The following is a 25,741-nucleotide window of genomic DNA, read 5'->3' on the forward strand; positions in this document are numbered from 1 at the left end:
ACATGACCTGACATTGCGGGACCCTGGGCGGCACATGCGCCTGATGCATAATTCTGCGCGGTTGCATCAGCTTCAGCTCCACTTCATTGCGTACAAGACGGACGCATCAGGCGTGGACGTGCGCGCGCCAAAGCTTGAAAACAGCCTCCTGGTGAAGATCCCTCTCTCGGGCACCGCCGAGATTTCCCAAGGGAGTGACGTCAGGCAAGTACGCGCCGGCATGATCTACATCGCCGAACCCCGCAAGCCTCTGCAGTCGTCCATGTCCTCCGATTATCAGCAGCTTACCCTGCAGATCCCCATGTCGGTCCTGTTGCATGCCGCCAGCACTGAACTTCAAAACCAGTGTCCGGAGTCGCTGCACTTCGACTTTGAGGCTGTCAATTGCGCCCCCGCGGCACGCCTGTTCCTCGGCACGCTCGGTTCAATCTGTCATGCGTTGGAAATGGGCGACGGTCTGCTTGACCAGCCCATGGTTCAGCGCTCGTGTCAGATGACGCTGCTTTCGCTTCTCCTGTCACTGCCCAACAGCTTGTCGGATCGTCTGGGGCGCGGCCAGCACAGCGCTGTCCCCTACTACATCCGACGCGCCGAAGAGTTCATGCGCACCCATCTTACCGACGATATCGGCATAGACGACCTGGTTCACATTGCCGGTGTCAGCAGACGTTCGCTGCATGCCGGGTTCCGGCGCTTTCGTGACACGACGCCTCTGGGCTTGCACAAGATGATGCGGCTTGAAGCGGCGCGCGCCGATATTCTCAAGGCTTCCGAAACGTCCCGCACGGTGACCGATATTGCCACGACGTATGGCTTTTATCACCTGAGCAAGTTTGCGCGGGACTTCCGCGCCACCTTCGGTGCCCTGCCATCCGAAATGATGCGCAGCGCCAATCGCTGAAAACCAAAGTATTCTGCGCTTGCGGGCTACCCCTTGCCCCAATCGCCTGTCGCACGGCGCAGGACCGAGAAACAATGCCGCGAGCAATATTCGCAGGAGAGAGCCCAATGCCCCGTTTAGACAACGACCTTTCGATCCTTGGCGCAGCGGCTCAGGCCTATCTGGCCAAGCCACATGCGCCTCATATCGGTGGTCGGCCGCATTCTACAGGCGCCAGCTATGAGCTGACGGACCCCACCAGCGGCCAGGTCTTTGCCAGTGTGGGCATTGCGACGGCAAATGATGTGGACGCCGCAGTGAAATCGGCACGTGCGGCGCTTGGTGGTGCCTGGGGGCGGATGCGTCCGCATGAACGTGAACTTGCCATGCTGCGGCTGGCAGACCTGCTTGAACGCGACGGTGCCGAAATCTCGGAGATAGAGACCGTTTGTTCGGGACGCCTTTTGGGCCACACCAGAGGTGTGGATGTCGGCTATGGTGCCCATGTCCTGCGCTATATGGCCGGTTGGGCAACCAAACTGGAGGGTACAACATCCCGTCTGTCGATCCCCTATATTGCCGACGGCGAACTGGCGGGCTTCACCTATCGTGAACCGGTTGGCGTCGTCGGCGCCATCGTGCCATGGAACGTCGCCCTGTGCATTGCCATCTGGAAGATTGCTCCGGCGCTGGCAGCGGGTTGCACCGTCGTGCTGAAACCGGCCCCGCAAACCCCGCTCAGCGCGCTGCGCTTTGCCGAACTGGCGCTGGAGGCCGGTATTCCGGAAGGTGTCATCAACGTCGTCACCGGGAACGGACCGGAAGCGGGTATCGCCCTTGTGCGCCACCCTGATGTCAACATGATCACCTTTACCGGTTCGACCGCCATCGGTCGTCAGATCGCGCTTGAAACTGCAGGCAGCTTCAAGCGCTGCAGTCTTGAACTGGGTGGCAAATCCCCCGTCATCCTGTTCGAGGATGCCCCGCTCGACCGCGCCATTCCCGCCGCCGCCTGGGCCATTTTTGGAAATCACGGCCAGAACTGCTGCGCCGGATCGCGCCTTTATGTCCATCGGTCAATCTATGATCAGGTCCTGGCTGGCGTTGTCGAGATTGCCGAAAGCATCGCCGTCGGCTCGCCGCTGGACCCGGGCAGCATGATGGGTCCGGTGGTCAGCCGCGCGCAACAACAGCGCATTCAGGGCCTGATCGCAGCGGGCACGGCAGAGGGCGCTCGTCTGGTGGCGGGCGGAACCCCGATCGACGGGCCGGGCAGCTATGTGCCGCCAACGGTTCTGGCCGATGTGCGGCCCGACATGACCCCGGTGCGCGAAGAGATTTTCGGGCCGGTTCTGGTCGCGGCCAGCTTCGACACAGTGGCCGAAGTGATCGCGCTCGCAAACGATACTGAATATGGTCTGGGGGCAAGCGTCTGGACCAATGACCTTGGACGCGTGCATCACATGACCCGCCAGCTGGAGGCCGGCTCGATCTGGGTGAACGTGCACAATGCGCTGGATGTTGCCCTGCCCTTCGGTGGCTGGAAGAACTCAGGGATAGGTGCCGATCTTGGCGAGACAGCCGTTCTGGCCCACACAAAGGTCAAGGCCTCTGTGCATCACTATCCGGGATGAAACCCTGACGCACCTGCACTGACAAACGCCCGCCCATCCCGCGCATTGCTTGCGCGGGATGCGCAGGGAATTGCCGGTGCGCTGTGACGACCCGGCTCGCACTCAAAACCGTTGATCACACCCTCAGCAACGTTCGGCAGCAACGCTCGGGCAGCAACGTTCGGGCGTAGCCCATTTGGCACTCGGCTTGTGCACTTTGTTGAATCAGATATCAGCTCTATGCCATTCGGGATATTTCAGGCATGAAACACCGCCTGAGTCTTGAAAGCTAGTCAATGCCGGACCCATTCGACCTCGAAGTTGCGTTACCCTTGCCAGACGGCCAGCTGGCACGCCAGCGGCTGCGCTTGTGGCTGCAAATGCTCAAGGCCGTTCGCTATGTGGAAAATGACCTGCGAGAGCGGCTGCGGCAAGATCATGACATGACCCTGCCCCGCTTTGACGTAATGGCCGCGCTGCTGGCCGCACCAGACGGCTTGCGGATGACCGAACTGTCGAAGCAGTTGATGGTATCCAATGGCAATGTCACCGGCATCGTGGACCGGCTGGTGGCCGATGGGCTGGCCGAACGCGAGACAATGGAGAGCGACCGCCGCGCTTTCCGTATCCGCATCACCGAGACGGGCAGGCATCAGATGCGCGAGATGACGGCCCGGCATCTTGGCTGGATCAACGACATGTTCGCCGACGTAAGCGAGGCTGACGCAGCGCGCGGTATTTCGATCATGCTGGATATCCGGCACAAGGCCCGGCGCTGACGGCGGGCCTTGTAATGCTTAAAGGATTCCCGTTTCCCGGGCGACGTGGCGATAGGCGGCACCGGCGGTAAAGCCCCCGTCGATCACAAAGTCCTCACCCGTGATGAAGCCTGACGCCTCCGACGCCAAAAACAGTACCAGTTGCGCGACCTCGTCAGCCTCCCCCGCCCGGGCCATGGGCGTGATGCCGATCATCGGGCCCAGATGCGGCGAGTTGCGGTTCAGATCAGTCACGATCAACCCGGGGCAGATCGCGTTCACGCGGATGCGCTGTTGCGCAAACTCCATCGCCGCCGTCCGGGTCAGGCCGCGCAGGGCCCACTTGCTGGCGGTATAGGCCGGGTCGTAATGCCCCGAAAACGCGCTGTTGGAGGAGATGTTGACAATGCTGCCGCCCTCAACCATCGCGGGTGCAGCGGCGCGGATACCCAGAAACGCGCCGGTCAGGTTCACATCAATGACCCGGCGCCATTCCTCGGGCGTCATGTCGCGGATGATCTTGCGGTTGATGATGCCCGCATTGTTGACCAGCACATCCAGCCGCCCGGTCCAGTCGGTGGCTGCCTTGACCGCACCGTCCCAGGCATCGGCGTCCGTTACATCCAGAAACAGGAACCGCGCCCGGTCGCCCAGCCTTGTGGCAAGGGCTTCGCCCTCGGTCTGCAGCACGTCGCAGATCAGGACGGATGCGCCAGCGGCGACCAGCAATTCGGCCTCGACTGCACCTTGCCCGCGCCCGCCGCCGGTGATGATGGCGGTCTTGCCGGTCAGATCGGACATGGCCCGCAGCTTGTCTTGCACGTTCATGCCTGCACCATCCTTTGACGCTGTTCGCCAAGCCCTGCCGCGCCGAGGGTGACCACCTGACCTTCGCGCAGGAATGTGGGGGGCTTCATCCCCAACCCCACGCCGGGGGGCGTTCCGGTGGCAATGATGTCGCCCGGCTGCAATGTCATGAACTGGCTGATATAGCTGACCAGATGCGCCACGCCAAAGATCATCGTCCGGGTATTGCCGGTCTGCCGGCGCTGCCCGTCCACATCCAGCCACATGTCGATGGCCTGGACATCCGCGATCTCGTCCCTGGTGACCAGCCAGGGACCGATCGGGCCAAAAGTGTCGTGACTCTTTCCCTTGGTCCATTGCCCGCCGCGTTCGGATTGAAAGCGGCGTTCACTCACGTCGTTCACCAGCAGATAGCCCGCGACATGGTCAAGAGCCTGAGTCTCATCGACATATTTCGCGCGGGTGCCGATGACGATGCCCAGCTCGACCTCCCAGTCTGTGCGGTCAGAACCGCGCGGGATTTCCACGTCATCATTCGGCCCGCAGATGGCGCTGACGGCCTTGGCGAACAGGACGGGTTCGGCAGGGGCTTCCTTACCGGTTTCACGCGCGTGGTCCGCATAATTCAGGCCGACGCAAAGGAATTTGCCCACGTTGGCCACGGGCGGGCCCAGCCGTTCAGGCTGAACCAGCGGCAGTCCTGCGGGATCAATTGCTGCAAGGCGGGTCAAACCCTCAGGCGACAAGACATCGCCCGTGATGTCAGAAATATGGCCAGAAAGGTCGCGGACCCGACCATCGGCATCCAGCAGACCGGGCTTTTCGGCACCAGTGGCGCCATGGCGTAGCAGTTTCATGATGTATCCTCACGCGCGGCGATAGCCTTGCAGTTGCTCGTCCGGCACGTCATCGAAATTGGTGACAAGGTTGTCGGGGGTGCGGCAGGTCAGCCAGACCAGCTCTTCCGTGGTGCTCATGTTCACTTCGACATGCGGCATGAAGGGGGGCACGAAGACGAAATCGCCTTCATGCAAATCCACATACTCCTGATAGTCGTCACCGAAATAGATGCGACCGTGGCCTTTCAGGACATAGCCACCGGTTTCGCAATGTTCGTGGTGATGAGGGGGCGACCGGTGCCCGGGCCCGTTCGACACGCGGCCAAACCAGATCTTTGTGGCAGGGGTGTGCTGCGGGCTGACACCGGACTTGCGCACGCAATCGCCCGATTGAGCTGTCTGCGCGTCAAGCGCGCTGGCGCGCGTGACGACGGGGACGACCTTTTCCATGATATTTCCTCCCTTGGATGCGAATGTCAGGTGGCAAGGGCGCGCGGTTTTCCCGCCGCGTCGACTGCCACCATGATGAAACGAGCGCTGGCAATCAGGGTGCGGTCCCCGTCGGGATCGGCAAACCCTGCAAGCTCCAGCGTGAAAGAGGTGCGTCCCCGCCCGGTTTCGCGCGCATAGACAGCGAAGTCAGACCCGGTGGACAGGGGCGCGTGAAAACCCATTTCCTGAATGGCGCGGATCAGACATGCGCCTGCAACGGCGCGGCCCGCGCGGCCTGCGGCATGGTCGAATTGCCCCATGATCCAGCCGCCGAACACGGCCGAACCCTGGGCCGCGTCGGCAGGACGTGCGATGGTCAGGATGACGGGACGATCCCCTGCGGCAGGCCAGTCACTCATGCGGGATCACCGCCATGGCCTCGATCTCGACCTTGGCGGCATCCTCCATCAGGGCGACAACCTGCACGACAGCCATGGCCGGAAAATGACGCCCCAGCACGCGGCGATAGGCTGCACCGATCTCTTTGAGATTGTCCAGATATTCGGTCTTGTCGGTGATGTACCAGGTCAGGCGAACCAGATGTTCCGGGCGCGCGCCTGCGGTTTCCAGCACGGCCACGATGTTCTTCAGCGTCTGTTCGAACTGGCCGACCAGATCGGCATGTTCGAACTGCTGCCCGGCGTTCCAGCCGATCAGGCCGCCGGTCACAATCATTCGTCCCTCTGCCACCATGCCATTGGCATAGCCTTTGGCGGGCACCCAGCCTTCGGGGTTCAGGAAACTGTGCGGGGTCGTCGCGGTCATCTGTTGTCTGCCTTCTTTTTGGGGCAAGTCAGCACGTCTCGCCGCCGGAGATGGAAATTGCCTGGCCGGTCACCATTGCCGAACCGGGGGCGCACAGCCAAAGCACGGCCTCGGCCACGTCATCAGGGGGAACGAGGCGCTGCATGGGATTGGTCGCGGCCAGAGAGGCGCGGGCCTCGTCAGGGCTGCGCCCGGTCTTGGCCACGATGGTGTCGATCGAGCGCTGCGTCATTTCGGTATCCAGAAAGCCAGGGCAGATCGCGTTCACGGTGATGCCTTTTCGTGCAACCTCCAGCGCCGCCGAGCGGACAAGCCCCAGTACGCCATGCTTGGCCGCTGCATAGGGGGCAACATAGGCATAGCCCTTCAGGCTGGCGGTCGAGGCAATGGCAATCACACGACCCCAGTCGCCCTGCATGGTCCGCAGCGCCTCCCGGATGGTCAGAAAGCTGCCGGTCAGGTTCACGTCGATCATGGCGCGGAACTGGTCCAGGCTGGTGCGGGTCAAGGGCGCGCTGTCGGATGCCCCGGCATTTGCCACCACGATGTCGAAGGGGCCAGTGGCAAACAGCGCCTGAACGGCAGCCTCATCCGTGATGTCGCAGGTCTGCGCGGTGATGCCGGCGGGCGGATCAATCGGGCGACGGCCGCAGACTGTGACTGCAGCCCCAGCCTGCGCAAGGCGGCGCGCGATGACCGCCCCCACGCCCGAGCCACCGCCGGTGACCAGCGCCCTGCGTCCGGCCAGGGTCATGGCTGGGCCTTCGCGCGTTCCGCGAGAGTGATCGCCTGACGACGCCCGCCTTCATAAGGCGCAGGCCATGCCTGCTGATTGTCCCCCAGACCGACCGCCGCGTGCAACGTCCAGTACGGATCAGCCAGATGCGGGCGGGCCAGCAGAACCAGATCCGCGCGCCCGGCCATCAGGATCGAGTTGACATGATCGGCCTCATAGATATTGCCCGCCACCAGCGTTGGCACGCCCAGATCATTGCGGATGCGGTCGCTGAAGGGGGCTTGGAACATCCGGCCGTAGACGGGCTGTTCGGCCTTGTCGGTCTGTCCGGAAGACACGTTGATCGCATCTGCCCCGGCATCGCGGAACGCGCGGGCCACCTCTACCGCGTCGGTCGGGGTCACCCCGCCTTCGACCCAATCGTGGGCCGATATCCGCACCGTCATCGGCTTGTCCTGCGGCCAGGCGGCGCGCATCGCGGCAAAGATCTCCAGCGGATAGCGCAGGCGATTCTCCAGACTTCCGCCATAATCATCTGTCCGCAGGTTGGTGACCGGAGAGATGAAGGATGCCAACAAATAGCCGTGAGCCGCGTGCATCTCGATCATGTCGAAGCCTGCCCGGTCTGCGGTTTCCACCGCGGCGACGAACTGCGCTTTCACGGTTTCCATATCGGCACGGTCCATCGCCTTGGGCGTCTGACTTTCCGGCAGATAGGGCAGTGCCGATGCCGACAGCAGCGGCCAGTTTCCGGCGATCAAGGGCTTGTCGATCCCCTCCCAGGCCAGCCGGGTCGATCCCTTGCGCCCCGCATGCCCGATCTGCGCGCATATCCTGGCATCCGTCAGACCGTGGACGAAATCGGTCAGCCGCGTCCAGGCCGCTTCCTGATCGGGTCCGATACACGGACAGCCTGAGGTGATCCGGCCTTCGGGGCTGACACACAGCATTTCGGTAAAGACCAGCCCTGCGCCGCCTTTGGCGCGTTCGGCATAATGGACAAAGTGCCAGTCGGTCGGGTTGCCATCGACTGCCATATACTGCGCCATCGGCGAGACGACGATCCGGTTGACCAGCCGCATCTCGCGCAGTTGAAATGGCGCGAACATGGGGCTGCGTGCCGATTGTCCGCCGGACTTTGACTGGAACCAGGCTTCGGCCTGTGCCAGCCATTCGGGATCGCGCAGGCGCAGGTTTTCATGCCCGATCCGCTGGCTGCGGGTCAGCAGCGCATAGGTGAACTGGGTCAGATCCAGATCAAGGTAGCGATCCACCTCTTCGAACCACTCGGTCGAGTTGCGCGCAGCCGAGGTCACGCGCAGCACCTGCAGCTTGCGCTCCGTCTGGTAATCCGCCAACGCTTGCTCTACCGGCTTGCCCGCGTTCAGGTGGTCGGCCAGCGCAATGGCGCTTTCCATGCCCAGCTTGGTGCCGGACCCGATCGAGAAATGCGCCGTGGCCGAGGAATCGCCCAGCAAAACCACATTGTCGAAGTGCCAGTTCTCGCAGGTCACGCGCGGAAAGCGGATCCAGGCCGAGCCGCGGATATGGTTGGCATTCGACATCAGCTTGTGGCCGCCCAAGTGGCGCGCAAAGATGCGTTCGCACAGCGCCATGCTCTCTGCCTGGCTGAGGTTGGCAAAACCGAAGGCCTCATACGTCTCGGGGCCGCATTCGACGATGAAGGTCGCAGTGTCGGCGTCGAACTGGTAGGCGTGGGCGTAGATCCAGCCGTGTTCAGTCTTCTCGAAAATGAAGGTGAACGCGTCGTCAAACTTCTGGCGCGTGCCGAGCCAGACGAAATGATTGCGCCGCATGTCGATCTGCGCACCAAAGCGGTCAGCATAGGTCTGCCGGGTGCGCGAGTTCAGGCCGTCTGCCCCGACCACCAGATCATGACTGGCGCGCAACGCCTCGATGGCTGCGGCGTCCATGTCCGACTGGAACACCAACTCGACCCCCAACTGCCGCGCCCGTTCCTGCAACAGCAACAGCAGCTTCATCCGCCCAATGCCCGCAAAGCCATGCCCGCCCGAGGTCATGCTTTCGGTGCCGCGCACAACCTTTACGTCGTCCCAATAAGCAAAGCTGTCGCGGATGCTCGTTTCACTGACCGGGTCGTTGCCGGCAAAGTTGTTCATCGTCTCGTCCGACAGAACGACACCCCAGCCAAAAGTGTCGTCCGCCCGGTTGCGTTCATAGACGGTTATGTCGTGACTGGCGTCGCGCAGCTTCATCGAGATCGCGAAGTACAGGCCAGCAGGTCCGGATCCAAGAACGGCAATTTTCATGTCAGGCTTCCTTGTAGGAGGCGGCATTTATTTTATCCTTCAAGTAAATTTTTGCCCGCTTGTCAACTTTATTCTCAGCAAAAACGTTGAAATTCGGCTTCTTGACAAGCATGGCAAAATGATATGCTTTAAGTATGAAGTAAATAATGCCTTCACCGTTCCGCACTGCCGACAAAGGACAGCCTCATGCCTTTTACTCTTTCAAAGCCCCTGCGCTTTGGCGACTGCGACCTGACGGGGATAGCGTACCATCCCGCCTATCTGTCGATGCTGGTCGATGTGAACGAAGCGATGTTCGCGTCCTTTGGCATCACCTGGAAGGAAATCATGTTCGAGCGTCGGCTGGGCATGCCTACCCTGTCGATGAACATCCTGTTCACCAAGCCCGCAGGCTATGGCGATGTCCTGACCTTCAACGTCCATGTCCGGAATATCGGCCGGTCATCGCTGGAGTTGGAAACGGTGGTAACGGTTGATTCGGCCGTGATCTGGACGATCCGCCAGAAGATCGTCCTGACCTCGCTGGAGACTCACAAGTCGACGCCCTGGCCCGACGACATCCGCGCCGGGCTGGCACGCTATCTGGAGCCAGTGGCGGCGCAGTAGCCGCAAGGCCCGGCCCTGCGTACTACCTGTTGCGAAACGTACCGCCCGGCCAGACCGGGCCCATGAATACAGTGTGACAAGGCATGGTTTATCTAATATATGCATTTGCATACATCTAAATGGAAAGAACCCGACCGCCGGAAGCAGGTAAGATGACAGCAACATTCAACGGCAAGACCCGCGCGCTTGGTCAGGCCAGCCAATGACAGGGCACGATCTGGGTAGTTTCGCCCCCTATATGCTGAACCGGATCATGGCTCGCTATAACCTCGGCGTTGCCGAGACCCTCGAACCCGAGGGTATAAGCGTGCCACAGATGCGCGTGCTGATCGCTCTTGCCGGAAATGGGCCACGCACGGTCAACGAATTGTCGGTGCTCACGGTCATCAACCAATCCACACTGTCGCGCTCTCTGGACAGCATGGAGGCCGCAGACCTGATCCGTCGCGAGACGTGTGAGCAGGACAGCAGATTTCGCCGCATTCACCTGACCGCTTCAGGGGAGGCCCTTTACAGCCGCGTCTGGCCCGTGATGCGCGAAGCCGAGGACCGGTTGTTCGCCGACATCTCTGCGGAGGAACGCGCGGCCTTCACAACCACGCTTGGCCGGATCCTGAAGTCGGTCCGGAAAAACGATTTCTGAACGTCATTCGTCACAGGAGAACGCCCATGGCAGAACGATCATTCAAGAAGGAAGTGGAGCAGTTGCGCATGGGCGCGGGTGGCACCTTCCGGGGCGAGGGGATCCTTGCCGTCACCAAGGCGCTTCTGGAAAATGGCGTGGGCTATGTCGGCGGCTACCAGGGTTCCCCGATCAGCCATCTGATGGATGTGTTTTCGGACGCGCAGGATCTGCTAGCCGAGTACGGTGTGCATTTCGAGAATTCGGCGTCCGAAGCGACGGCGGCGGCGATGCTGGCCGCATCCGTCAACTATCCGATCAGGGGTGCTGTGGCCTTCAAGTCCACCGTCGGCACCAATGTCGCGTCAGACGCCTTGGCGAACCTGGCTTCCGGCGGGGTGACAGGCGGCGCGCTGGTGATTTTGGGTGAAGATTACGGTGAAGGCTCCTCGATCATGCAGGAACGCAGCCACGCCTTTGCGATGAAAAGCCAGATGTGGCTTCTGGACCCGCGCCCGAATCTGACCTCGATCGTCGAAGCTGTCGGTCACGGGTTCCGGCTGTCCGAGGCATCGAACACGCCGGTCATGATGCAGATGCGCATCAAGTCGTGCCATGTGCATGGACACTTCACCGCTTCTGACAACCAGCGCCCGGCGATGACGGTGTCAGACGCGTTGCAGAACCCCAAGCGCGATCTGTCCCGCATCGTCCTGCCACCCGCGGTTTTCCTGCACGAAAACGAAAAGGTCGAACGCCGCTGGCCGAATGCGGTGGACTATGTGCTGCAGAACAACGTCAACGAGTTCTTCGGCAACCCGGCCTCGAAAATCGGGCTGATCGTGCAGGGTGGCACCTATAACGGCGTGATCCGCGCGCTGAACCGCCTTGGCCTGGCAGACATCTACGGCGAAACCGATATCCATATCCTGTGCCTGAACGCGGTCTATCCGTTGTGCGACAGTCAGATCCTTGAGTTCTGCGACGGCAAGGATGCAGTCCTTCTGGTCGAAGAAGGCCAGCCGAACTTTATCGAACAATCCATCGGCCACATGCTGTATCAGAACGGTCGCACCACTGTTCTTGCGGGCAAGGGCGTCTTGCCCATGGCGGGCGAATACACCGGCAAGCGCCTGATCGAGGGGATCGCAGGTTTCCTGCGCGCGCACGCCCCGGGCCTGCTGCCGCCTGCCATCGCCAAGACCAACGAACCCGAGCAAACCGGCATCCCGGACCTGTCCAAAGTGGTTCCGGCCCGCCCGCCGGGGTTCTGCACCGGCTGCCCCGAGCGGCCGATCTTCGCGGCGACCAAGCTGGTCCAGCAGGAACTGGGCGAACACCACATCGCCTCGGACATCGGCTGCCACCTGTTCTCGATCATGCCACCCTTTGACCTTGGATCGACCACCATGGGCTATGGCCTTGGCCCCGCTTCGGCCTCGGCGCTCCAGAACCGCGACAAAACCGGCAAACGCTCGATCAGTTTTGTGGGGGACGGCGGTTTCTGGCACAACGGGCTGACCTCATCCATCGGCAACGCGTCGTTCAATCAGCATGACGGACTCATCGTCATTGTGGACAACCATTATGCCGCCGCAACCGGCGGGCAGGATGTTCTGTCGTCGCGCGCGGCAAACAAAAGCCGCAAGACCAACAACCCCATCGCAAAGGCGGTGGAAGGCATGGGCGTCAAATGGGTGCGCCAGATTGACCGGACCTATGACGTGACAAAGATGCGCGACACCATGATCGAGGCGCTGACCAGCACCGAACCCGGCCCGAAAGTCATCGTTGCGTCGTCCGAATGCATGCTGAATCTCCAGCGCCGCGAAAAACCAGCACTCGCCAAGGCCACCCGGGACGGCAAGCGCACCGTCCGCCCGCGCTTTGGCGTGGACGAAGATATCTGCACCGGCGACCATGCCTGCATGCGCCTGTCGGGCTGCCCGTCGCTGTCGGTCAAGGATACCGGCGACCCGCTGCGTGACGATCCTGTCGCTGCCATTGACCAGACCTGTGTCGGCTGTGGCAACTGCGGCGAAGTTGCGGATGCCGCCGTTCTTTGTCCCTCGTTCTATCAGGCCGATATCGTATCCAATCCCACTGCATCGGAAAAGCGGCGGGCAAGCCGCACCGCCCGCATCATCGGCTGGCTGCAGTCGCGCCGCGACGCCCGCCGCATGACCTTTGCTTGAAAGAAACCAACATGACCATCCAGGCTCCCATCATCGCCCGCCGCTCACCGGGTCCACAGGGCGAAAAGATCATCACTCTGGCGGCGCTGGCTGTCGGCGGTCAGGGCGGCGGCGTTCTGACCAACTGGATCATCGACGTAGCCGAGGCCAACGGATATCACGCCCAGTCCACGTCCGTGGCGGGCGTCGCTCAGCGCACCGGGGCGACGGTTTATTACGTAGAGATGTGCAAAGACACGGGCCGCATGCCGGTCTTTGCCCTGTCGCCATCCGAAGGCGACGTGGACATCATGATTGCCGCTGAACTGATGGAGGCAGGCCGGGCCGTGATGCGCGGGTTCGTGACGCCGGGGCGCACAACGCTGATCGCCTCCACCCACCGGATCGCAGCGGTATCCGAAAAGGTGGTGCCGGGCGACGGTCGCGCCGATGCGTCACAGGTCATTGATGCGCTTGGCCTTGCCGCCGATCAGGTTGTGGCCTTTGACATGGAAACACTGGCGGCCAAGGCAGGTTCAGTCATCTCATCCAGCCTGTTCGGAGCATTGGCCGGTTCGGGCGCCCTGCCCTTCCCGCGCGACAGCTATGAAGCGGTGATCCGCAAATCCGGCAAAGGGGTGGACGCCTCGCTGCGCGCCTTTGGCCTTGCGTATGACTGCGCCAAGGGTGATGCCGCCCCTCCCGCGACCGAGGGCGTAAAGCCCCACATTCGCACGCTGAGCGTGCCCGCCAGACTGCAAGCCGCCTGGCACGCGCTTGAAGCGCGGGTCGATCGTTTGCCCGCGCAGGCGCAAGAGATCGCGGGTCTGGGCCTGAAAAAGGTCGTCGATTATCAGGACATCGCCTATGGCGGGCAGTACCTCGACATGGTCGAACGTGCGGCCAAGGCGGATGCGGCACCTTTCGATCTGACGCAGGCAGCGGCGAAATACGCAGCAAATGCGCTGAGTTATGACGACATTCTGCGTGTGGCAGATTTGAAAACTCGCGCCAGCCGTCACCAGCGCGTGCGCGACGAAGTGCGGGTCAAGGATGATCAGCTTTTGCAGCTGACCGAATACTTCCACCCCCGGTTCGAGGAATTCACCACCACGCTGCCCGCGCGCCTTGGCGCATGGTTGCAGCAAAACCGCCGGGCCGAGGCATTTTACACCCGCCGCCTCGACAGGGGCCGCCGCATCCGCACCGACAGCCTGATGGGCTTTGGCATGCTGTGGGTCGTGTCTGCCCTGCGCCCATGGCGCCGCAGCCTGTTGCGCCACCAGACCGAAATGGCCCATGTCACCGCTTGGTTCGATCAGGCGATGGACATTGCCGCCACCGACCGCGCGCTTGCGGCCGAGGTGCTGGCGAACCGCAGGCTGATCAAGGGCTATTCCGACACCCACGCCCGGGGCCTGTCCAAGTTCGACCGCGTCATGTCCGCCTTGCCGATGCTGCGCGGCCGTCCGGACGCTGCAGACTGGATGCGTCGCTTGCGCATGGCGGCACTGGCTGATGAAAAGGGCAACGGGTTGGACGGGGCGCTGAAAACCATCGAGAGCTTTGCCGCCTGAGGATGTTGCAAAAGGGCCGCCCCATCGGGCGGCCCTTGTATAGCAAAGCCTTGTCTTGCGTTGCAGGGATACCTGCCTTCGGGCGTCAGTAAAGCAGACGCTCCGGACGATAGGGTACGGGCGACACCAGCGGCGGTTCGCCCGTCATCAGATCGACGGCCAGTTGCCCCGCCGCCGGTCCGGTGCCAAAGCCATGGCCGGAAAACCCGGTCGCCAATGTCAGCCCTGGCACCTTGTCCACCCCGCCGATCACCGGCAAGGAATCCGTCGTCACGTCGATCATCCCGGCCCAGCACTGCGCGATTTTGGCCTGCCCGAAGCCCGGCCACGCGGCAGTCAGATTGCGCATCGCCTCGGCAATCAGGCCGCTGTTCACCGCAGGGTCAAAGGTTCTGACCCGCTCGAACGGCGAAATGGCGTCGCTCTGCCAGCGGCGGGCCAGCGCCATGTCGGCCAGGAATGGCCGCCCAAAACCGATGCGCACATTGGCCCATTCCGCGCGCAGCATCGGCAGATAGCGCAGCCCGATACGGATGTGGTCTGGTGTCAACGGCGCGTACAAGGCCCCGCGCTGCGTGATCGTGTAGCCGCCGTCCAGGCGCTTGCGGAAGGAAAAGTCCGACGCCCCGACGGCAATCTCGGTCGGCCCTTCCATCGGCGCGGTCCGCAGCACCGAAGCCGCCAAGGGCAGGGTCGGCAGGCCGATGCCCATGTTGCCCAGAAACCGGCGCGACCAGATCCCGCCGGCCAACAGAACCTGATCACAGGCAATCTCGCCCCGTTCGGTCACCACCCCGGAGACACGCCCGCCCGCCATCGACAGCGACCGCACCGCGCAGTTCTCCACCACAATTGCGCCCTTGGCGATGGCGGCTGTGGCAATCGCGGTGTTGGCGAGCGTCGGTTCGGCCCGGGCGTCCGAAGCGGTGTAAAGCCCGCTGTACCATTTGCCCTTGCCGCCCGGAACCATGGCGTCGATCTCGGCCCCCGTCAGAAGACGGGAGTCCAGACCCAGCGCGGCAACCGAGGCCAGCCACGCCTGATGCTTGGCCGCTTCCGCCTCGTTTCGGGCCAGATACATGATGCCGGTTTGCCGGAAACCGGGGTCGATGCCAGTCCGCTGCGCCATGCCTTGCCACAGCCGCTCCGCTTCTATCGCCAGCGGCGCGTCAGCCATGCTGCGCAGGGTCTTGCGGACCCAGCCCAGATTGCGCGAGCTTTGCTCGGCCGCGATCCGGCCCTTTTCAAGCACCACAACCGGGATGCCGCGCTCGGCCAGCACAAGGGCCGCCGACAGCCCGATTATGCCGCCGCCGATGACGACAACCGTCGTGGCGGCCGGCATGTCGTCCGTCGTGCGGACCGGATGGATGACAGGTGCCATCAAGGCCTCCTTCGGCGATTGGCGGGGCTTAGAGCCCCAGGTTGATCTTCTGCACGTCGGCCTTCGACGCGCCACGCCAGGCTGTTGCCGCCGCCTCGACCTTGTAGATGGTCGATCCCAGTGGCGGGCAAGTCATTGTTGTGGCGGGATCTATGCCGCGAAACGCGGCGCCCAGGATTTCACCGACCACATCGCCATGAGCCGGGTCTTGCACAAAGACCTGAAGGTTGACGATATCGGCGAGACAGGACCCGACCGCCTCCAGCGCGCGGGCGATATTGGCCAGAACCTGATGCAACTGCTCACCGGGGTCATCCGAAATCAGTTTGGTTTCCGGGTGGCGTCCGGCGGTGTTGGAGACGAAAATCAGGTCTCCGACCGCCACCAGCCGGGAATAGCTGGCGAGGTCTTCGAAACGGTTTCCGGTCTTGAGCTTGATGATCTGGGTCATGGAGCTTCCTTGAGTTGTCAAAATAGGTCGCGCTGTCAGCGCATTTCCGGCGTGTCCCACAGGTTCAGCGGCACGCCGATGCCCTGCTCCAACGCCCGGCGATAAAGCGTGGTGCCCCAGGCCACATCCTCAACCGGCATACCGCCGACCGACATGATGATGATCTCTTCATCGTTCTGCCGGCCCGGCGCTTCGCCTGCGACGATCTTGCCAAGGTCTTCCAGCTGGTCCGCCGAAATGCGGCCTTCTTCGACCAGATCAAGGAAGCGGATGCCGACCACCGGAATGGTGTTATGCACTGGCTTTTCCGGGATTTCCTCATACCAGGCATCATACATTGCGGGATTGTCCAGAACCTTGCGGATCTCGGGCGATTCCATGCCTTCGTCGATGTTGCTCAGGGCTGGCATGGCCAGAAAGGCGCCCGGCTTGACCCAGGCGCGTTCCACCTTCGGGTAAGCCGAGGCGTCGCCTGTGGCCCCGGAGTTGCAGAACGCCACCAGATCACTGTCGCGCACCACGGCCTCATTCGTGTCGACCACTTCAACTGTGGTGATCTGCGGGAAGGTCTCCGCGACCCAGGCCAGAAACACATCAAGGTTCTTCTTGCCACGGCCCTTGACCTTCAGCGTGTCGATCATCGGGCAGGCCGCCATGAAGGCAGCCAACGTCGTCTTGCCCATGACCCCAGGCCCAAGGATGCCGACCACGCGCGAGTCCTTGCGCGCCAGATGCCGGGCTCCCACGCCGGGCACTGCACCCGTGCGATAGGCCGACAAAAGGTTCGCCGACATCAGCGCAAGCGGCGCACCGGTATCTGCATCATTCAGCAGGAACATCAGGATCGAGCGTGGCAGCCCCTTGTCACGGTTTGCAATGTTGGAGCCGTACCATTTCATCCCCGCCGTGCGGAACTGCCCGCCCAGATAGGCCGGCATGGCCATGAACCGCCGGTCCGGCGTCGGTTTCGGCATGTCGGGAAACGGAGAGTTTTCGGGAAAGAAGACCAGCGCGCCATGGGAATTGCCGTTCGGTCCGGCCATCCGGTAATCACCGCGATACAGCAGAGCAAACATTTCCTCCATGGTATCGACGCAGGCGGCCATGTCGGTCACACCGGCGCGGATCATGTCCGGCTCCGACAGGTAAATGAAATCAATCCGGGTCGGGCTTGGCATGTCGGATCTCCTTTTGGATCTGGCAACAAAGGGGTGTCGGCACGGCGCACCGGACCGGTCGGGGACTGGGTTTAGGATTGGAGCCGGCACCGCGCGGCCATGGTGGTGCTTGGGCGGTACTTCCGTTCTGAATGTGAATGCAGCCTAGTGTTGCTCTGACGGCCTAGCCATGATGGATCAGGCCAAGTATTTTGTATTTCAGGCCACAAGTGCCGCATAAACAGCGGCGGGGACCCGCCTTTGGCTGGCCCCCGCCCCAGACCCGCACCCAGACCCCAGAAGGCCACGCCGTGCCCCGATCCCGATCACCCAAACCATCTGCCTCTCATGCCACGATCCGCCGCTTTATCGTCGAAGGCATCCTGCGCGAATTGATCCGCATCGAGCCTCGCTGCCGCGCTCTGCTTGCACGAAACAAACTGCTTGTCGGGGGGCATGGGCTGTATGCCAACGTGGCCCTGCATGAGTTTGTGGCCTGCCTGGAGTCTGCGGCGGCCCAGCTGGAGCGCCCCGATTTGGGAATGGACCTTGGCTGGAATTTTCAACTTTGGGAGGTCGGGCCGGTCTATCACCTGATCGCATCGGCCCGGACGCTGCGAGAGGCGTTGGCAACCTACCAGCGGTTTCAGGGAATCTGGCAAAGCAATACGCCGCTGACCGTCGGGCCCGCCGAAGATGGTGCCACCCGGTACAGCTACCGCATCGACGACGCCCGGATATGGCCCCGGCAGCAAGACGCCGAGTTCGCCATCGCCAGTTTTTGCGCCATGGTGCGCCAGTTGCTTGGCCCGCGATGGACACCGCTGGAAATAGGCTTTGAGCACGCTGTCAACGACCGGCGCAAATCTCTTGCCGCGCGGTTCAGGTGCAGGGTTGGGGATCTGGCGGATGCCAACACCTTCGCGATTTCAAATGCCGATCTGGACAGGCCACTGCCGGGCCACACCGCAAGCAACGACGTGGCGCGGGCATTGGTGGAGCAGCACTTGGTCGCGCTGCTTGCACCTGCCGAGGACGCTCACATTCGGCCGCTGGCCGAACAGGTGGCCGAAGTCATCACTCAGCGTCTGGGACAGGACAGCCTTGCGCTAGATGCAGTAGCGGCACAATTGAACCTTGCGCCACGCACCATGCGCCGCAAGCTAACTGCGATGGGCACCAGCTTTGGCGCTCTCCTGACCCGCGAACGCCAGCGCAAGGCAGAGAACCTTCTGGCCAGTGGCATTGTGCGGGTTGACGAGGTCGCCTTGCGTCTGGGGTACGCCAGCCAAGCTGCGTTTTCGCGCGCGTTCCGGAACTGGACAGGCGAACCGCCGCTGCACAGGCTCAGAGCCGCGCGACAGGACGACCCCCTGCGCCGAACTGATGCGGTGGACGATTGACGTGGGCCGCAGCCGAGACAAACAAACACTATTGCACCCTCTGGCGGTCAGGACGATACTGAGCTGGTCGGTCGCTCGATGCTGGAACATGTTGAAACTCTGCGCACAAAGGGCGTGCGGATGACTCGCGACCAGGCAGGACACCGCGCGGACTGGGAGGCGGGATTGGATTATATCGAGGCGCTGCACTGGCGCTATGCGACCAAGAAATATGATCGCAGCAAACGGGTTGCACCCGCTCAGCTGGACCGGATTATGGAAGCAATACGTCTGGCGCCGAGTTCCAGCGGTTTGCAGCCCTACGAGGTTCTGGTCATCAGCGGCGAGGCCCTGAAGCAAGAGCTGTTTCCGGCAAGCTGGGAGCAATCACGGATTCTCGACTGTTCGCATCTTCTGGTGTTTGCGGTGTGGGACAATTACACGCCGGACCGCATCAACTCGGTTTATAACGACATGCTGCGACAACGCAACGAGGCCAGCGGCAGCCCGGGTTTCGAGGCTTATCGCTCTGGCCTTCTTGCCGCTTCTGCCGAGGCATCGCAACAAGAGAATTTCGAAAATGCTGCGCGGCAGGCATATGTCGCCTTAGGGTTCGCCATGATGGCGGCAGCGCTTGACAAGTTGGACAGCACGCCGATCGAAGGGTTTGATCCGGTGCAATATGATCGGATTCTGAACCTGAGCGCCCGTGGCTTGCGGTCCGTGGTGGCGCTGTGCCTTGGCTATCGCAACGCGGAAACCGACTGGCTGCTGGATCTGAAAAAGATCCGCCGGGCGAAAGAGCATCTGTTCCGGGTGGTTGGTTGATCCGATCAGCGGCTTGACCAGACCGCCTGGTATTTCAGGGAAAGCGACATCCCATTTCCCGGCTCTTCCATCCTATCCGGCTGGGCAAGCAGCCGCGCAGCTTTGGTGCAGCAAATCACCCCAGTTGTCAGAGGCTCATGATGAGACCTCTGCCCTGCGCATTGGAAACACCGGAGGGACCAGGGTGTTGCTTTGAACCCAGACGTGAGAAACGGCTCATGAATGCGATGCGATCACCGGCCTCGACTCACTGCAGGTCTCCGTCAAATGAAGACACTGCGAAGCTCACGCTCCGCAGTGTCTGGGATTGCTGATAGGGTCAGGTGATCGGATCTTCGATACGAGACGCCCCGATCTTTTCGTAGGCTTGCGCGCGATTGAACTTCAACCAGAGCGCCTGCACGATCCCGACGACCGACGCGACAACAAGGATGACGGGAAGTCTGTTGACCAGAGGAGAATCGACGCCAGTCAGTGCGGCATAGTTGGTGGCGGCCATGTAGGTGGCACTTGCGATAGCGACCCCGCCAAGACCCGGCGCAACGGTTGTGGCCCAGCCATAGACCCCGCGCCTGGCAAAGAACACCGGAATACCCAAGGCCGTGAGAGCGAGGAGCACCATCAGCCCTATCGAGCCTACGCCCAGGAACATCGGTCCGATATTCATCAGCGGATCGAGGCGCGCTGTGGCAGTCACGGCAGTGACGACAGCGAGGAGTGCGCCCAGAAACAGGACGGAGATATGGGGCGACTTATACACGGGATGGGTCTTGGCAAGACGTTCGGGCAACACGCCGTCCCGGGCCAGCGCGTAGACGTAGCGGGCGGAATTGTTGAACAGGCCAAGCACGGCGGCAAAGGCGCTGGTCACGACCAGAACACTGAACATATCGGCGCTCCAGCTCCCGAGGTAGTCTTTCGCGCGGTCAGTCACGAAATGCCCGGGGTCGGCGGCGGCGATGCCGGCCACTTGCAGGCTCCCAACCGATGTCGAGAGGTACCAGGCGGTCAGGGAAAAGAGCAGGCCCGCAATTGTCAGTGAAATGAAGGTAGCGCGTGGTACGGTGGTTTTACGATTGGCCGCTTCTTCCTAATAGATGGCTGTGCCTTCAAATCCGATCGTGCTGTTGAAAGCGTAGATCAGAGCGATGCCAAGGCCGGGAGCAAAAACGGTGGACGGGCTGAAATCGCCTGGATTGAACGCCGGCAGTCCGTTGCGGATCATGATCGCAATATTCAGCGCCATCACCGCCACGACCTCGGCAATCAGGACGAATGCCAGTACCTTCGCCACCAATGTGATACGGTGATAGGCGAGCGTGACAATCAGAACGGTGTTAATGGCAGCCCACAATGGCCAGGATGTGGGAATACCCGTGGCGCGCGTAAACAGATCGCCAGAAAAGAAGGCCAAGGCCGACATGGTAGAAACGCATAGCGCCATGTACGAAACTGCCGCCACATAGGCAGCCGGCAGGCCGATAACGCGACCGACGCTGGCCGAAATATAAGCATAGAACGCCCCGGCGTTCTTGACGAAAGGAATCTGGCGCACATACCCGACGGCGAACAACATCATCGCCGCGGTGGCAAGCAAAAATGCACCCGGCACGCCGGCACCATTTCCAAATGCCAGGGCAATCGGCAACAGCGCCACCACCACGGCCAGCGGCGCACTGACCGCCAGCACCATAAACACAATCGCCGACGTGTTTAGCACGCCTTTATCAAGTTGTTCATCACCCGCATCAGTAACGGCGGATGCCTCACCCACCCCTATATTTATTGCTGTCGACATTTTCAGTTCCCTGTTGTGTTACGCCATTATGTGTAGCTGGCTCCCGTATGGAGGCCAGCTTACATCTTTTATTGACCAGGTCAGTTGGCCCGACTTCGACAACCGAGTGCAATTAAATCATCTGCCGTCAGAGTTGCCGTTTTTCCCAAAAAAACTTGGCTGTTCTCCGATTTTAAAACCATCCAAGTTTTCGGATATTCCGCGGTAGCAGGCTCATGCGCACAGTCCTGTTGAACCGGTCCACTGTCCCGGCTACCGCCACGTTGATATTTATCTATCTGGTAAGAATGCTATCGACTTCCTGAGCCGCTCTCGCACCCGTTTCCAGCGCTCCGTCGATCCAGCCCAACCAGCGGATTGCAATATCTGCACCGGCAAAAGCGATACGCCCTTCTGTTGCGATCAACGAAGATGCGTAGCGCGACAGGATGCCGGGAGGCTGCACCATCCATGTGCCCTTCAGATAGGGATCGCTGGTGTAGTCGAGCACGTCCGTGGCAAGCACTTTGGCATCCGGCACAAATTGCCGAAGGGCATTGGTGACAGCGTTCAGGTCATTGCCGTCAAGCGTGCTTGGCGGAGGGCAGAAACCAACGGCGATCTTTTTGTCGCCATCGGTATATTCGGGAAAGATCTGCACGAAATCGGTGCCGAGACCGGAGGCATAAAGTCCGTCGGGCATGTTTTCAACAAGCATCCAGATCTTTTTCATCCGACCCGGATGGCCGATCCGAGCTGCAGTCACCTTGTTTTCTGACAATGGAGGGTTGAAGGTGATATCGGTCCACACCGCCAGGGGTGCCGCCAGTACCAGGGATCTGGCCTGAAACACCTGTCCGGATGTCGTGGTTACCGCGACCGTGGCGCCGGTTTGATCGACGGATGCAACCGGGGTGTTGAGTTGGACTTCGACCCCGCTGCCCTTCAGCATCGTCTCGATGGCACCACTGGTGCCAATCGCGAACTTTTCGGTGACCGCGCCGTACCACCCATAGACGCTGTTATCCATGGCCGCGATCAACGACAGAGCCGAAAGCGCTGACCACTCTTCCAGCAATGCACCGGAGCCTAAAATGACCCACATTTCCAGGAAGGCACGCGAACTGCCCGATACCCCGATGCGATCAAAATACGCGGCGATTGGTATGTCGAGATCTGCAAGGTCCTGCTGGTCCCGGGGGACACGTGCATCGATCCGATGGGCGTCCTTCTTGATCTGGTACAAGGCGCGTTCAAGCTCGAAAAGGTCGTCGCCCTGCACCGGAATACGCGAGGACGGTTCGCCGAAAAAATGCCAGATCGTCTTCAGGCTGCCGCCATGGCTTTGTACCAGTTCCAGATTATAGCGTTCAAGTTCGCGCGCCACGAAAGGGTGGTATTTCGGAGCGACCCAGGTTCCCCCCAGCTCGATCATTTCCGAACGGTTCTTGAATGGCGCGGAGCCAACGCGACCACCAAGGCGCGCCTTGGCTTCCAGCAGCAGCACGCTGCGCCCCTTGTCGCTGACATCGCGCGCCGCGCAAACGCCCGAAAAGCCCCCACCAATTACAATGGTATCGTAGATTTGTGTTGTTTCCGTCATTCCTGGCCCGCTCATGATGCTGCTCCTCCGTAGATTCCAAGCCTAAGTGGGGCCCGGGAAGAGTCGCTAGAACCACAGCGCATCAAAGGTTGCGCTGTGGTGATATTTGGACAGGTGGGCGCTCACTACGATCCGCTGCATTGATGCAACAAAAGGATACCGCGATGAGCGAGTCAGCAGCATATCAATCAAACGTCTCTGCGACCGACTGGGAGCCCTTCGCAGCCGGCGAAGTGCACTGGATCCGCAATCAGGACGGCCCGGAAGGTTTTTCGCAGGTTGGGCTGTGGCGATGCACCCCGGAACAGCAGCCCGGCGTCTATGAGGCGGTTTTCGAGCACAATGAGACGATCCACCTGCTCAAGGGCAGGATCCGCGTGGAAATTGTCGGCGGACCGGTGGTGGAACTGTCCGAAGGCGGCATTGCCTCCTTCGTCAAGGGTACCACCGGACGCTGGTTCATTCTGGAACCAATGATGGAACTCTTCATCTATCATTGACCACGGTAGCGCCGTGAAAGCGGCGCTACGCTTTGGTGGTGCTCTTGATCAGAGCGACAACTTCGCCTGCCGCGGATACGCCGCGCTCTATGGCGCCATCCAGCCAGCCTATCCAGCGCGTCGCCAGATCCGCTCCGGCAAAGGCGATCCGCCCTTCCATGGCCTGCAAGGCAGTTGAACTGGTGGAGAGCTGACCCGGTGCATTCGCCATCCAGGTCCCCTTCGCATAGGGATCGGTATTCCAGTCATGATACATGACGGAAATAACCTCTGCATCCGGCGCATGCTGACGCAGGTCCGCCTGCAGCCTGTCAACATCGTCCGGATCTATCGCGTCAGGACTGCTGAACGCGACCACAAGATCGTCGTCTTCGACTTTGTATTCATTTAGGATGATCGCGAAAGCGGTCCCGAGCCCGATCATCACAGGCGCCTCGGGCATATTCCGAACGCGCAGCCAGATCTTGCTCATCCGGCCAGAATGTCCGCGCCGCGCCGCATCCTGCTTGGGTTTCGACAACTGCGGTGTGAAGGTTATATCTTCCCAGCAGTTGAGCGGCACTGTCAAAATCGCTGTTCGCGCTTCGACCACCGCGCCGTCCGTCGTGTAAACTCTGACACCGTCGCCGCTCTGCTCGATCCTGGCAACCGGGGTCGAGAGGCGGATTTCGGTGGCTGCCGCCGCAGCGATCGTATCCATCACATCGGACGTGCCGTTCTTGAATTTGTGGGTCACACCAGCGATAGAGGCATAGGCGCTGTTTTCGGAAGCAGCCATCCAGGACAGGGCAGCCAGGGCCGACCAGTCGCCTTCCTCTGCCCCGGTCCCGACAAAGCCGATGACCGAGAACATGCTGCGCACCCTGGGGGACAGGTTAAGCGCGTCGAGATAATCCGAGAATGGAATGTCCAGGTGTGCGAGATCCTGAATGTCCCGATTGCAATCGGTATCGACAAGATGCGAATCCGACATGATCCTGAAAGCCGCGCGTTCGATTTCGAACGTCTCGTCGCTGTCAAAGGGCCAGCTCCCAGATGGCTTTCCGGCCAGAGACCAGACCATTTGGGGCGTAATGCTCGTATCTCCGCTCAGGGCAAAACCATAGCGTTCAACTTCGCGGCGGACCCATTTGTGATAGCGCGGATTGACCCAGGTGCCGCCTATTTCAACGCGTTGCGTGCTTCCCGAAAAGAAGTCTGTTCGTGTCCGTCCGCCGAGCCGGTCATTGGCTTCAAGAACGATAGACGAGCAACCGGCTTCTGTGAGTTCCCGTGCCGCGATCAGCCCCGACAGACCAGCCCCCACGACGACGCAATCGACGATCTTTGACAATCTTGCTCTCCCGATTTCATTTGATCTCAGATTATGCCGGGAAAAGGGGCCTCACTAGCCCAAGGATGCGCGCGCAAGCCTGAGATAGCACTGCAAGAGGGCAGATCTGCCCCCGAGGGTTCTGTCGCACCTTCTTTGTCAGGGAGACCGTCCAAACGCAGCATTTGCCTCGCCCTTGCGCATACCGTTGCCCGCAACACGTCCCAACCCCATCGAGGGCGACAGGCGAATTAAGGAGTGGGCAACCCACGGGTGCTGAATATCAGGATGGTCAGCGACCGGCGCTCCGCATCATTTCGGACGGCAAGACACCAAAGGTCGCGCGGAAATCCCGGGCAAACTTGCTCAGGTGATAAAATCCGTAAGTCATAGCGATATCAGTCACTGTGCGGGACGTTTCGGCTGCCTTGAGTATTTCGGCCCGAGCCGCTTCGAGCCGCATCATCTTGTACAAGCCAAGAGGCGTCGTATCACGGAAGCGCCGGAATCCGGCATGAAGAGACCGTTTGCTGACTCCGGCAGCATGAACCAGGTCGTCCAGGCAGACATCTTCGGTAAGATGGGCGCGCATGAATTCCTCGGCGCGGCGGATGTAATAGGGGACAGCGCCGTGTTGTTTGCCCGCAAAACTATCCGGCACGCTGTTGGGCAGCAATGGAATGAGCGAGATGAGCGCCATTTGAAACGAGCGCTGCACCGTGCCTTGGTCGGGCAGGAGCTCGTCCATATCCGGCGCCTCGCAGATTGAGCCAAGCGTGCCGAGAAAAAGCTGCGGCGCGGGGCCGCTACCAACCGCTTCAAAGTCAATATTCAGGAAATCCGGGCGATGGGTTTGGTTCTCGGGGCTGGCCGCGCGCAACAAGACCGACATAAGGATTTGTAGGGTCTGCTGCTGACAGTCAGCGGACATGGAAGCCTGCTGGGCGATGGTAGGTTCGGCCTGGCATGTCGTTTCGGCACGTATCTGCTTGATGTCCTTGCCCTGAGAGATCCCGGCTCTGAGCGCGCGAGGGACTTTAGCCTCAAGACTGCTATCGAGCTTGGGCATGTCATCGTCCGATGTGTCGGTTCTATGTGCGATGAACTGGAGCAGCAGTTGATGCAACTCGGCGGTGGTATGCGCGACCTGCCGGTGTCGATCCCGGTCCCGCAATGTCAGGTCATGC

The 25,741-nt window shown here is 61.2% G+C and carries 24 protein-coding genes and 1 pseudogene; 10 read left to right on the top strand and 15 right to left on the bottom strand.

Features of this window, described 5'->3' with window-relative positions:
* From J2X53_RS21175 to J2X53_RS21185, 3 genes are all read left to right on the top strand, one after another.
* A partial coding sequence (locus J2X53_RS21175) for an AraC family transcriptional regulator (RefSeq protein WP_349039483.1) occupies positions 1 to 901 on the top strand: 901 nt, incomplete at its 5' end.
* 107 nt (positions 902 to 1,008) lie between these two features.
* The gene (locus J2X53_RS21180; RefSeq protein WP_349039484.1) at positions 1,009 to 2,514 is read left to right on the top strand and encodes an aldehyde dehydrogenase family protein; all 1,506 of its coding nucleotides are present in this window, start codon (positions 1,009 to 1,011) and stop codon (positions 2,512 to 2,514) included.
* 275 nt (positions 2,515 to 2,789) lie between these two features.
* Positions 2,790 to 3,272, top strand: coding sequence for a MarR family transcriptional regulator (locus J2X53_RS21185; RefSeq protein ID WP_349039485.1), 483 nt, complete (start codon positions 2,790 to 2,792; stop codon positions 3,270 to 3,272).
* Positions 3,273 to 3,290: 18 nt separating this feature from the next.
* On the opposite strand, the gene J2X53_RS21190 is transcribed toward J2X53_RS21185, so the two are convergent.
* Genes J2X53_RS21190 through J2X53_RS21220 form a run of 7 tightly spaced genes read right to left on the bottom strand, consistent with a single transcriptional unit; the run spans position 3,291 to position 9,181 of the window.
* Entirely contained in the window at positions 3,291 to 4,079 is a 789-nt protein-coding gene (locus tag J2X53_RS21190) for an SDR family oxidoreductase (protein ID WP_349039486.1), read from the bottom strand.
* Positions 4,076 to 4,915, bottom strand: a complete 840-nt coding sequence (locus J2X53_RS21195) for a fumarylacetoacetate hydrolase family protein (protein WP_349039487.1) — start codon at positions 4,913 to 4,915, stop codon at positions 4,076 to 4,078. The genes J2X53_RS21190 and J2X53_RS21195 overlap by 4 nt, the downstream gene beginning before the upstream one ends.
* A gap of 9 nt (positions 4,916 to 4,924) precedes the next feature.
* Positions 4,925 to 5,347: a cupin domain-containing protein gene (locus tag J2X53_RS21200; protein ID WP_349039488.1), complete on the bottom strand. Its 423-nt coding sequence runs from the start codon at positions 5,345 to 5,347 to the stop codon at positions 4,925 to 4,927.
* A gap of 26 nt (positions 5,348 to 5,373) precedes the next feature.
* Complete coding sequence (locus tag J2X53_RS21205; RefSeq protein ID WP_349039489.1) at positions 5,374 to 5,748, bottom strand: hotdog domain-containing protein; 375 nt, start codon at positions 5,746 to 5,748, stop codon at positions 5,374 to 5,376.
* Entirely contained in the window at positions 5,741 to 6,154 is a 414-nt protein-coding gene (locus J2X53_RS21210; protein WP_349039490.1) for a RidA family protein, read from the bottom strand. Before J2X53_RS21210 ends, J2X53_RS21205 begins: the two co-directional genes overlap by 8 nt.
* 28 nt (positions 6,155 to 6,182) lie before the next feature.
* Complete coding sequence (locus J2X53_RS21215; protein ID WP_349039491.1) at positions 6,183 to 6,908, bottom strand: SDR family NAD(P)-dependent oxidoreductase; 726 nt, start codon at positions 6,906 to 6,908, stop codon at positions 6,183 to 6,185.
* Positions 6,905 to 9,181 carry a bifunctional salicylyl-CoA 5-hydroxylase/oxidoreductase gene (locus J2X53_RS21220; RefSeq protein WP_349039492.1) on the bottom strand — a complete coding sequence of 759 codons (2,277 nt, stop codon included), beginning with the start codon at positions 9,179 to 9,181 and terminating at the stop codon, positions 6,905 to 6,907. Before J2X53_RS21220 ends, J2X53_RS21215 begins: the two co-directional genes overlap by 4 nt.
* A 186-nt stretch (positions 9,182 to 9,367) precedes the next feature.
* On the opposite strand from J2X53_RS21220, the gene J2X53_RS21225 reads away from it, so the two are divergent.
* The 4 genes from J2X53_RS21225 to J2X53_RS21240 all read left to right on the top strand — a co-directional run bounded on the left by J2X53_RS21225 (position 9,368) and on the right by J2X53_RS21240 (position 14,160).
* Complete coding sequence (locus J2X53_RS21225; protein WP_349039493.1) at positions 9,368 to 9,787, top strand: thioesterase family protein; 420 nt, start codon at positions 9,368 to 9,370, stop codon at positions 9,785 to 9,787.
* A gap of 238 nt (positions 9,788 to 10,025) precedes the next feature.
* A complete protein-coding gene (locus J2X53_RS21230) occupies positions 10,026 to 10,430 on the top strand; it encodes a MarR family transcriptional regulator (RefSeq protein WP_349039494.1) in 405 nt (134 codons plus the stop codon).
* Between the two features lie 26 nt (positions 10,431 to 10,456).
* The gene (locus J2X53_RS21235; protein WP_349039495.1) at positions 10,457 to 12,604 is read left to right on the top strand and encodes an indolepyruvate ferredoxin oxidoreductase subunit alpha; all 2,148 of its coding nucleotides are present in this window, start codon (positions 10,457 to 10,459) and stop codon (positions 12,602 to 12,604) included.
* Between the two features lie 11 nt (positions 12,605 to 12,615).
* Positions 12,616 to 14,160, top strand: coding sequence for an indolepyruvate oxidoreductase subunit beta family protein (locus J2X53_RS21240; protein WP_349039496.1), 1,545 nt, complete (start codon positions 12,616 to 12,618; stop codon positions 14,158 to 14,160).
* Between the two features lie 85 nt (positions 14,161 to 14,245).
* Here J2X53_RS21240 and J2X53_RS21245 read toward each other — a convergent pair whose 3' ends face one another.
* From J2X53_RS21245 to J2X53_RS21255, 3 genes are read right to left on the bottom strand one after another with little or no spacing between them, the layout of a single operon-like run.
* On the bottom strand, positions 14,246 to 15,544 hold the full coding sequence (locus tag J2X53_RS21245; protein WP_349039497.1) for an FAD-binding oxidoreductase: 1,299 nt from the start codon (positions 15,542 to 15,544) through the stop codon (positions 14,246 to 14,248).
* 28 nt (positions 15,545 to 15,572) lie between these two features.
* Positions 15,573 to 15,995: a Rid family hydrolase gene (locus tag J2X53_RS21250; protein ID WP_349039498.1), complete on the bottom strand. Its 423-nt coding sequence runs from the start codon at positions 15,993 to 15,995 to the stop codon at positions 15,573 to 15,575.
* A gap of 35 nt (positions 15,996 to 16,030) precedes the next feature.
* The gene (locus J2X53_RS21255) at positions 16,031 to 17,173 is read right to left on the bottom strand and encodes a tyramine oxidase subunit B (protein ID WP_349039499.1); all 1,143 of its coding nucleotides are present in this window, start codon (positions 17,171 to 17,173) and stop codon (positions 16,031 to 16,033) included.
* 290 nt (positions 17,174 to 17,463) lie between these two features.
* On the opposite strand from J2X53_RS21255, the gene J2X53_RS21260 reads away from it, so the two are divergent.
* Together J2X53_RS21260 and J2X53_RS21265 are read left to right on the top strand one after the other, a co-directional pair.
* Positions 17,464 to 18,555, top strand: coding sequence for an AraC family transcriptional regulator ligand-binding domain-containing protein (locus J2X53_RS21260; RefSeq protein WP_349039500.1), 1,092 nt, complete (start codon positions 17,464 to 17,466; stop codon positions 18,553 to 18,555).
* Between the two features lie 120 nt (positions 18,556 to 18,675).
* Positions 18,676 to 19,362, top strand: a complete 687-nt coding sequence (locus J2X53_RS21265) for an NAD(P)H-dependent oxidoreductase (protein WP_349039501.1) — start codon at positions 18,676 to 18,678, stop codon at positions 19,360 to 19,362.
* 319 nt (positions 19,363 to 19,681) lie between these two features.
* Here J2X53_RS21265 and J2X53_RS21270 read toward each other — a convergent pair.
* The 3 genes and pseudogenes from J2X53_RS21270 to J2X53_RS21280 form a co-directional block, all read right to left on the bottom strand.
* Positions 19,682 to 20,440, bottom strand: a pseudogene (locus J2X53_RS21270) (APC family permease); the annotation flags it as partial.
* Positions 20,441 to 20,452: 12 nt separating this feature from the next.
* Entirely contained in the window at positions 20,453 to 21,160 is a 708-nt protein-coding gene (locus J2X53_RS21275; RefSeq protein ID WP_349039502.1) for a hypothetical protein, read from the bottom strand.
* Between the two features lie 274 nt (positions 21,161 to 21,434).
* Positions 21,435 to 22,757, bottom strand: coding sequence for an NAD(P)/FAD-dependent oxidoreductase (locus J2X53_RS21280; RefSeq protein WP_349039503.1), 1,323 nt, complete (start codon positions 22,755 to 22,757; stop codon positions 21,435 to 21,437).
* A 149-nt stretch (positions 22,758 to 22,906) separates the two neighbouring features.
* Here J2X53_RS21280 and J2X53_RS21285 point away from each other — a divergent pair, with 149 nt between their 5' ends.
* Positions 22,907 to 23,242, top strand: coding sequence for a cupin domain-containing protein (locus J2X53_RS21285; RefSeq protein WP_349039504.1), 336 nt, complete (start codon positions 22,907 to 22,909; stop codon positions 23,240 to 23,242).
* A 25-nt stretch (positions 23,243 to 23,267) separates the two neighbouring features.
* Here the strand turns inward: J2X53_RS21285 and J2X53_RS21290 are convergent, their stop codons facing one another.
* Both J2X53_RS21290 and J2X53_RS21295 read right to left on the bottom strand, forming a co-directional pair.
* Positions 23,268 to 24,575, bottom strand: a complete 1,308-nt coding sequence (locus J2X53_RS21290) for an NAD(P)/FAD-dependent oxidoreductase (protein ID WP_349039505.1) — start codon at positions 24,573 to 24,575, stop codon at positions 23,268 to 23,270.
* A 271-nt stretch (positions 24,576 to 24,846) separates the two neighbouring features.
* Positions 24,847 to 25,741: helix-turn-helix transcriptional regulator (locus tag J2X53_RS21295; RefSeq protein WP_349039506.1), on the bottom strand; the 895-nt coding region annotated here is incomplete at its 5' end.

Source organism: Pseudotabrizicola sp. 4114, from assembly GCF_031457365.1.
Lineage (GTDB): Bacteria > Pseudomonadota > Alphaproteobacteria > Rhodobacterales > Rhodobacteraceae > Pseudotabrizicola.

What these genes read in the sequence shown, in the direction of transcription:
- J2X53_RS21235 (WP_349039495.1), top strand. Translation starts at nt 10,457, where the DNA reads ATGGCAGAACGATCATTCAAGAAGGAAGTGGAGCAGTTGCGCATGGGC.
- J2X53_RS21280 (WP_349039503.1), bottom strand. Translation starts at nt 22,757, where the DNA reads ATGAGCGGGCCAGGAATGACGGAAACAACACAAATCTACGATACCATT.
- J2X53_RS21230 (WP_349039494.1), top strand. Translation starts at nt 10,026, where the DNA reads ATGCTGAACCGGATCATGGCTCGCTATAACCTCGGCGTTGCCGAGACC.
- J2X53_RS21215 (WP_349039491.1), bottom strand. Translation starts at nt 6,908, where the DNA reads ATGACCCTGGCCGGACGCAGGGCGCTGGTCACCGGCGGTGGCTCGGGC.
- J2X53_RS21180 (WP_349039484.1), top strand. Translation starts at nt 1,009, where the DNA reads ATGCCCCGTTTAGACAACGACCTTTCGATCCTTGGCGCAGCGGCTCAG.
- J2X53_RS21190 (WP_349039486.1), bottom strand. Translation starts at nt 4,079, where the DNA reads ATGAACGTGCAAGACAAGCTGCGGGCCATGTCCGATCTGACCGGCAAG.
- J2X53_RS21250 (WP_349039498.1), bottom strand. Translation starts at nt 15,995, where the DNA reads ATGACCCAGATCATCAAGCTCAAGACCGGAAACCGTTTCGAAGACCTC.
- J2X53_RS21185 (WP_349039485.1), top strand. Translation starts at nt 2,790, where the DNA reads ATGCCGGACCCATTCGACCTCGAAGTTGCGTTACCCTTGCCAGACGGC.
- J2X53_RS21210 (WP_349039490.1), bottom strand. Translation starts at nt 6,154, where the DNA reads ATGACCGCGACGACCCCGCACAGTTTCCTGAACCCCGAAGGCTGGGTG.
- J2X53_RS21285 (WP_349039504.1), top strand. Translation starts at nt 22,907, where the DNA reads ATGAGCGAGTCAGCAGCATATCAATCAAACGTCTCTGCGACCGACTGG.
- J2X53_RS21255 (WP_349039499.1), bottom strand. Translation starts at nt 17,173, where the DNA reads ATGCCAAGCCCGACCCGGATTGATTTCATTTACCTGTCGGAGCCGGAC.
- J2X53_RS21265 (WP_349039501.1), top strand. Translation starts at nt 18,676, where the DNA reads ATGACTCGCGACCAGGCAGGACACCGCGCGGACTGGGAGGCGGGATTG.
- J2X53_RS21225 (WP_349039493.1), top strand. Translation starts at nt 9,368, where the DNA reads ATGCCTTTTACTCTTTCAAAGCCCCTGCGCTTTGGCGACTGCGACCTG.
- J2X53_RS21240 (WP_349039496.1), top strand. Translation starts at nt 12,616, where the DNA reads ATGACCATCCAGGCTCCCATCATCGCCCGCCGCTCACCGGGTCCACAG.
- J2X53_RS21275 (WP_349039502.1), bottom strand. Translation starts at nt 21,160, where the DNA reads ATGTCGACAGCAATAAATATAGGGGTGGGTGAGGCATCCGCCGTTACT.
- J2X53_RS21245 (WP_349039497.1), bottom strand. Translation starts at nt 15,544, where the DNA reads ATGGCACCTGTCATCCATCCGGTCCGCACGACGGACGACATGCCGGCC.
- J2X53_RS21200 (WP_349039488.1), bottom strand. Translation starts at nt 5,347, where the DNA reads ATGGAAAAGGTCGTCCCCGTCGTCACGCGCGCCAGCGCGCTTGACGCG.
- J2X53_RS21195 (WP_349039487.1), bottom strand. Translation starts at nt 4,915, where the DNA reads ATGAAACTGCTACGCCATGGCGCCACTGGTGCCGAAAAGCCCGGTCTG.
- J2X53_RS21205 (WP_349039489.1), bottom strand. Translation starts at nt 5,748, where the DNA reads ATGAGTGACTGGCCTGCCGCAGGGGATCGTCCCGTCATCCTGACCATC.
- J2X53_RS21220 (WP_349039492.1), bottom strand. Translation starts at nt 9,181, where the DNA reads ATGAAAATTGCCGTTCTTGGATCCGGACCTGCTGGCCTGTACTTCGCG.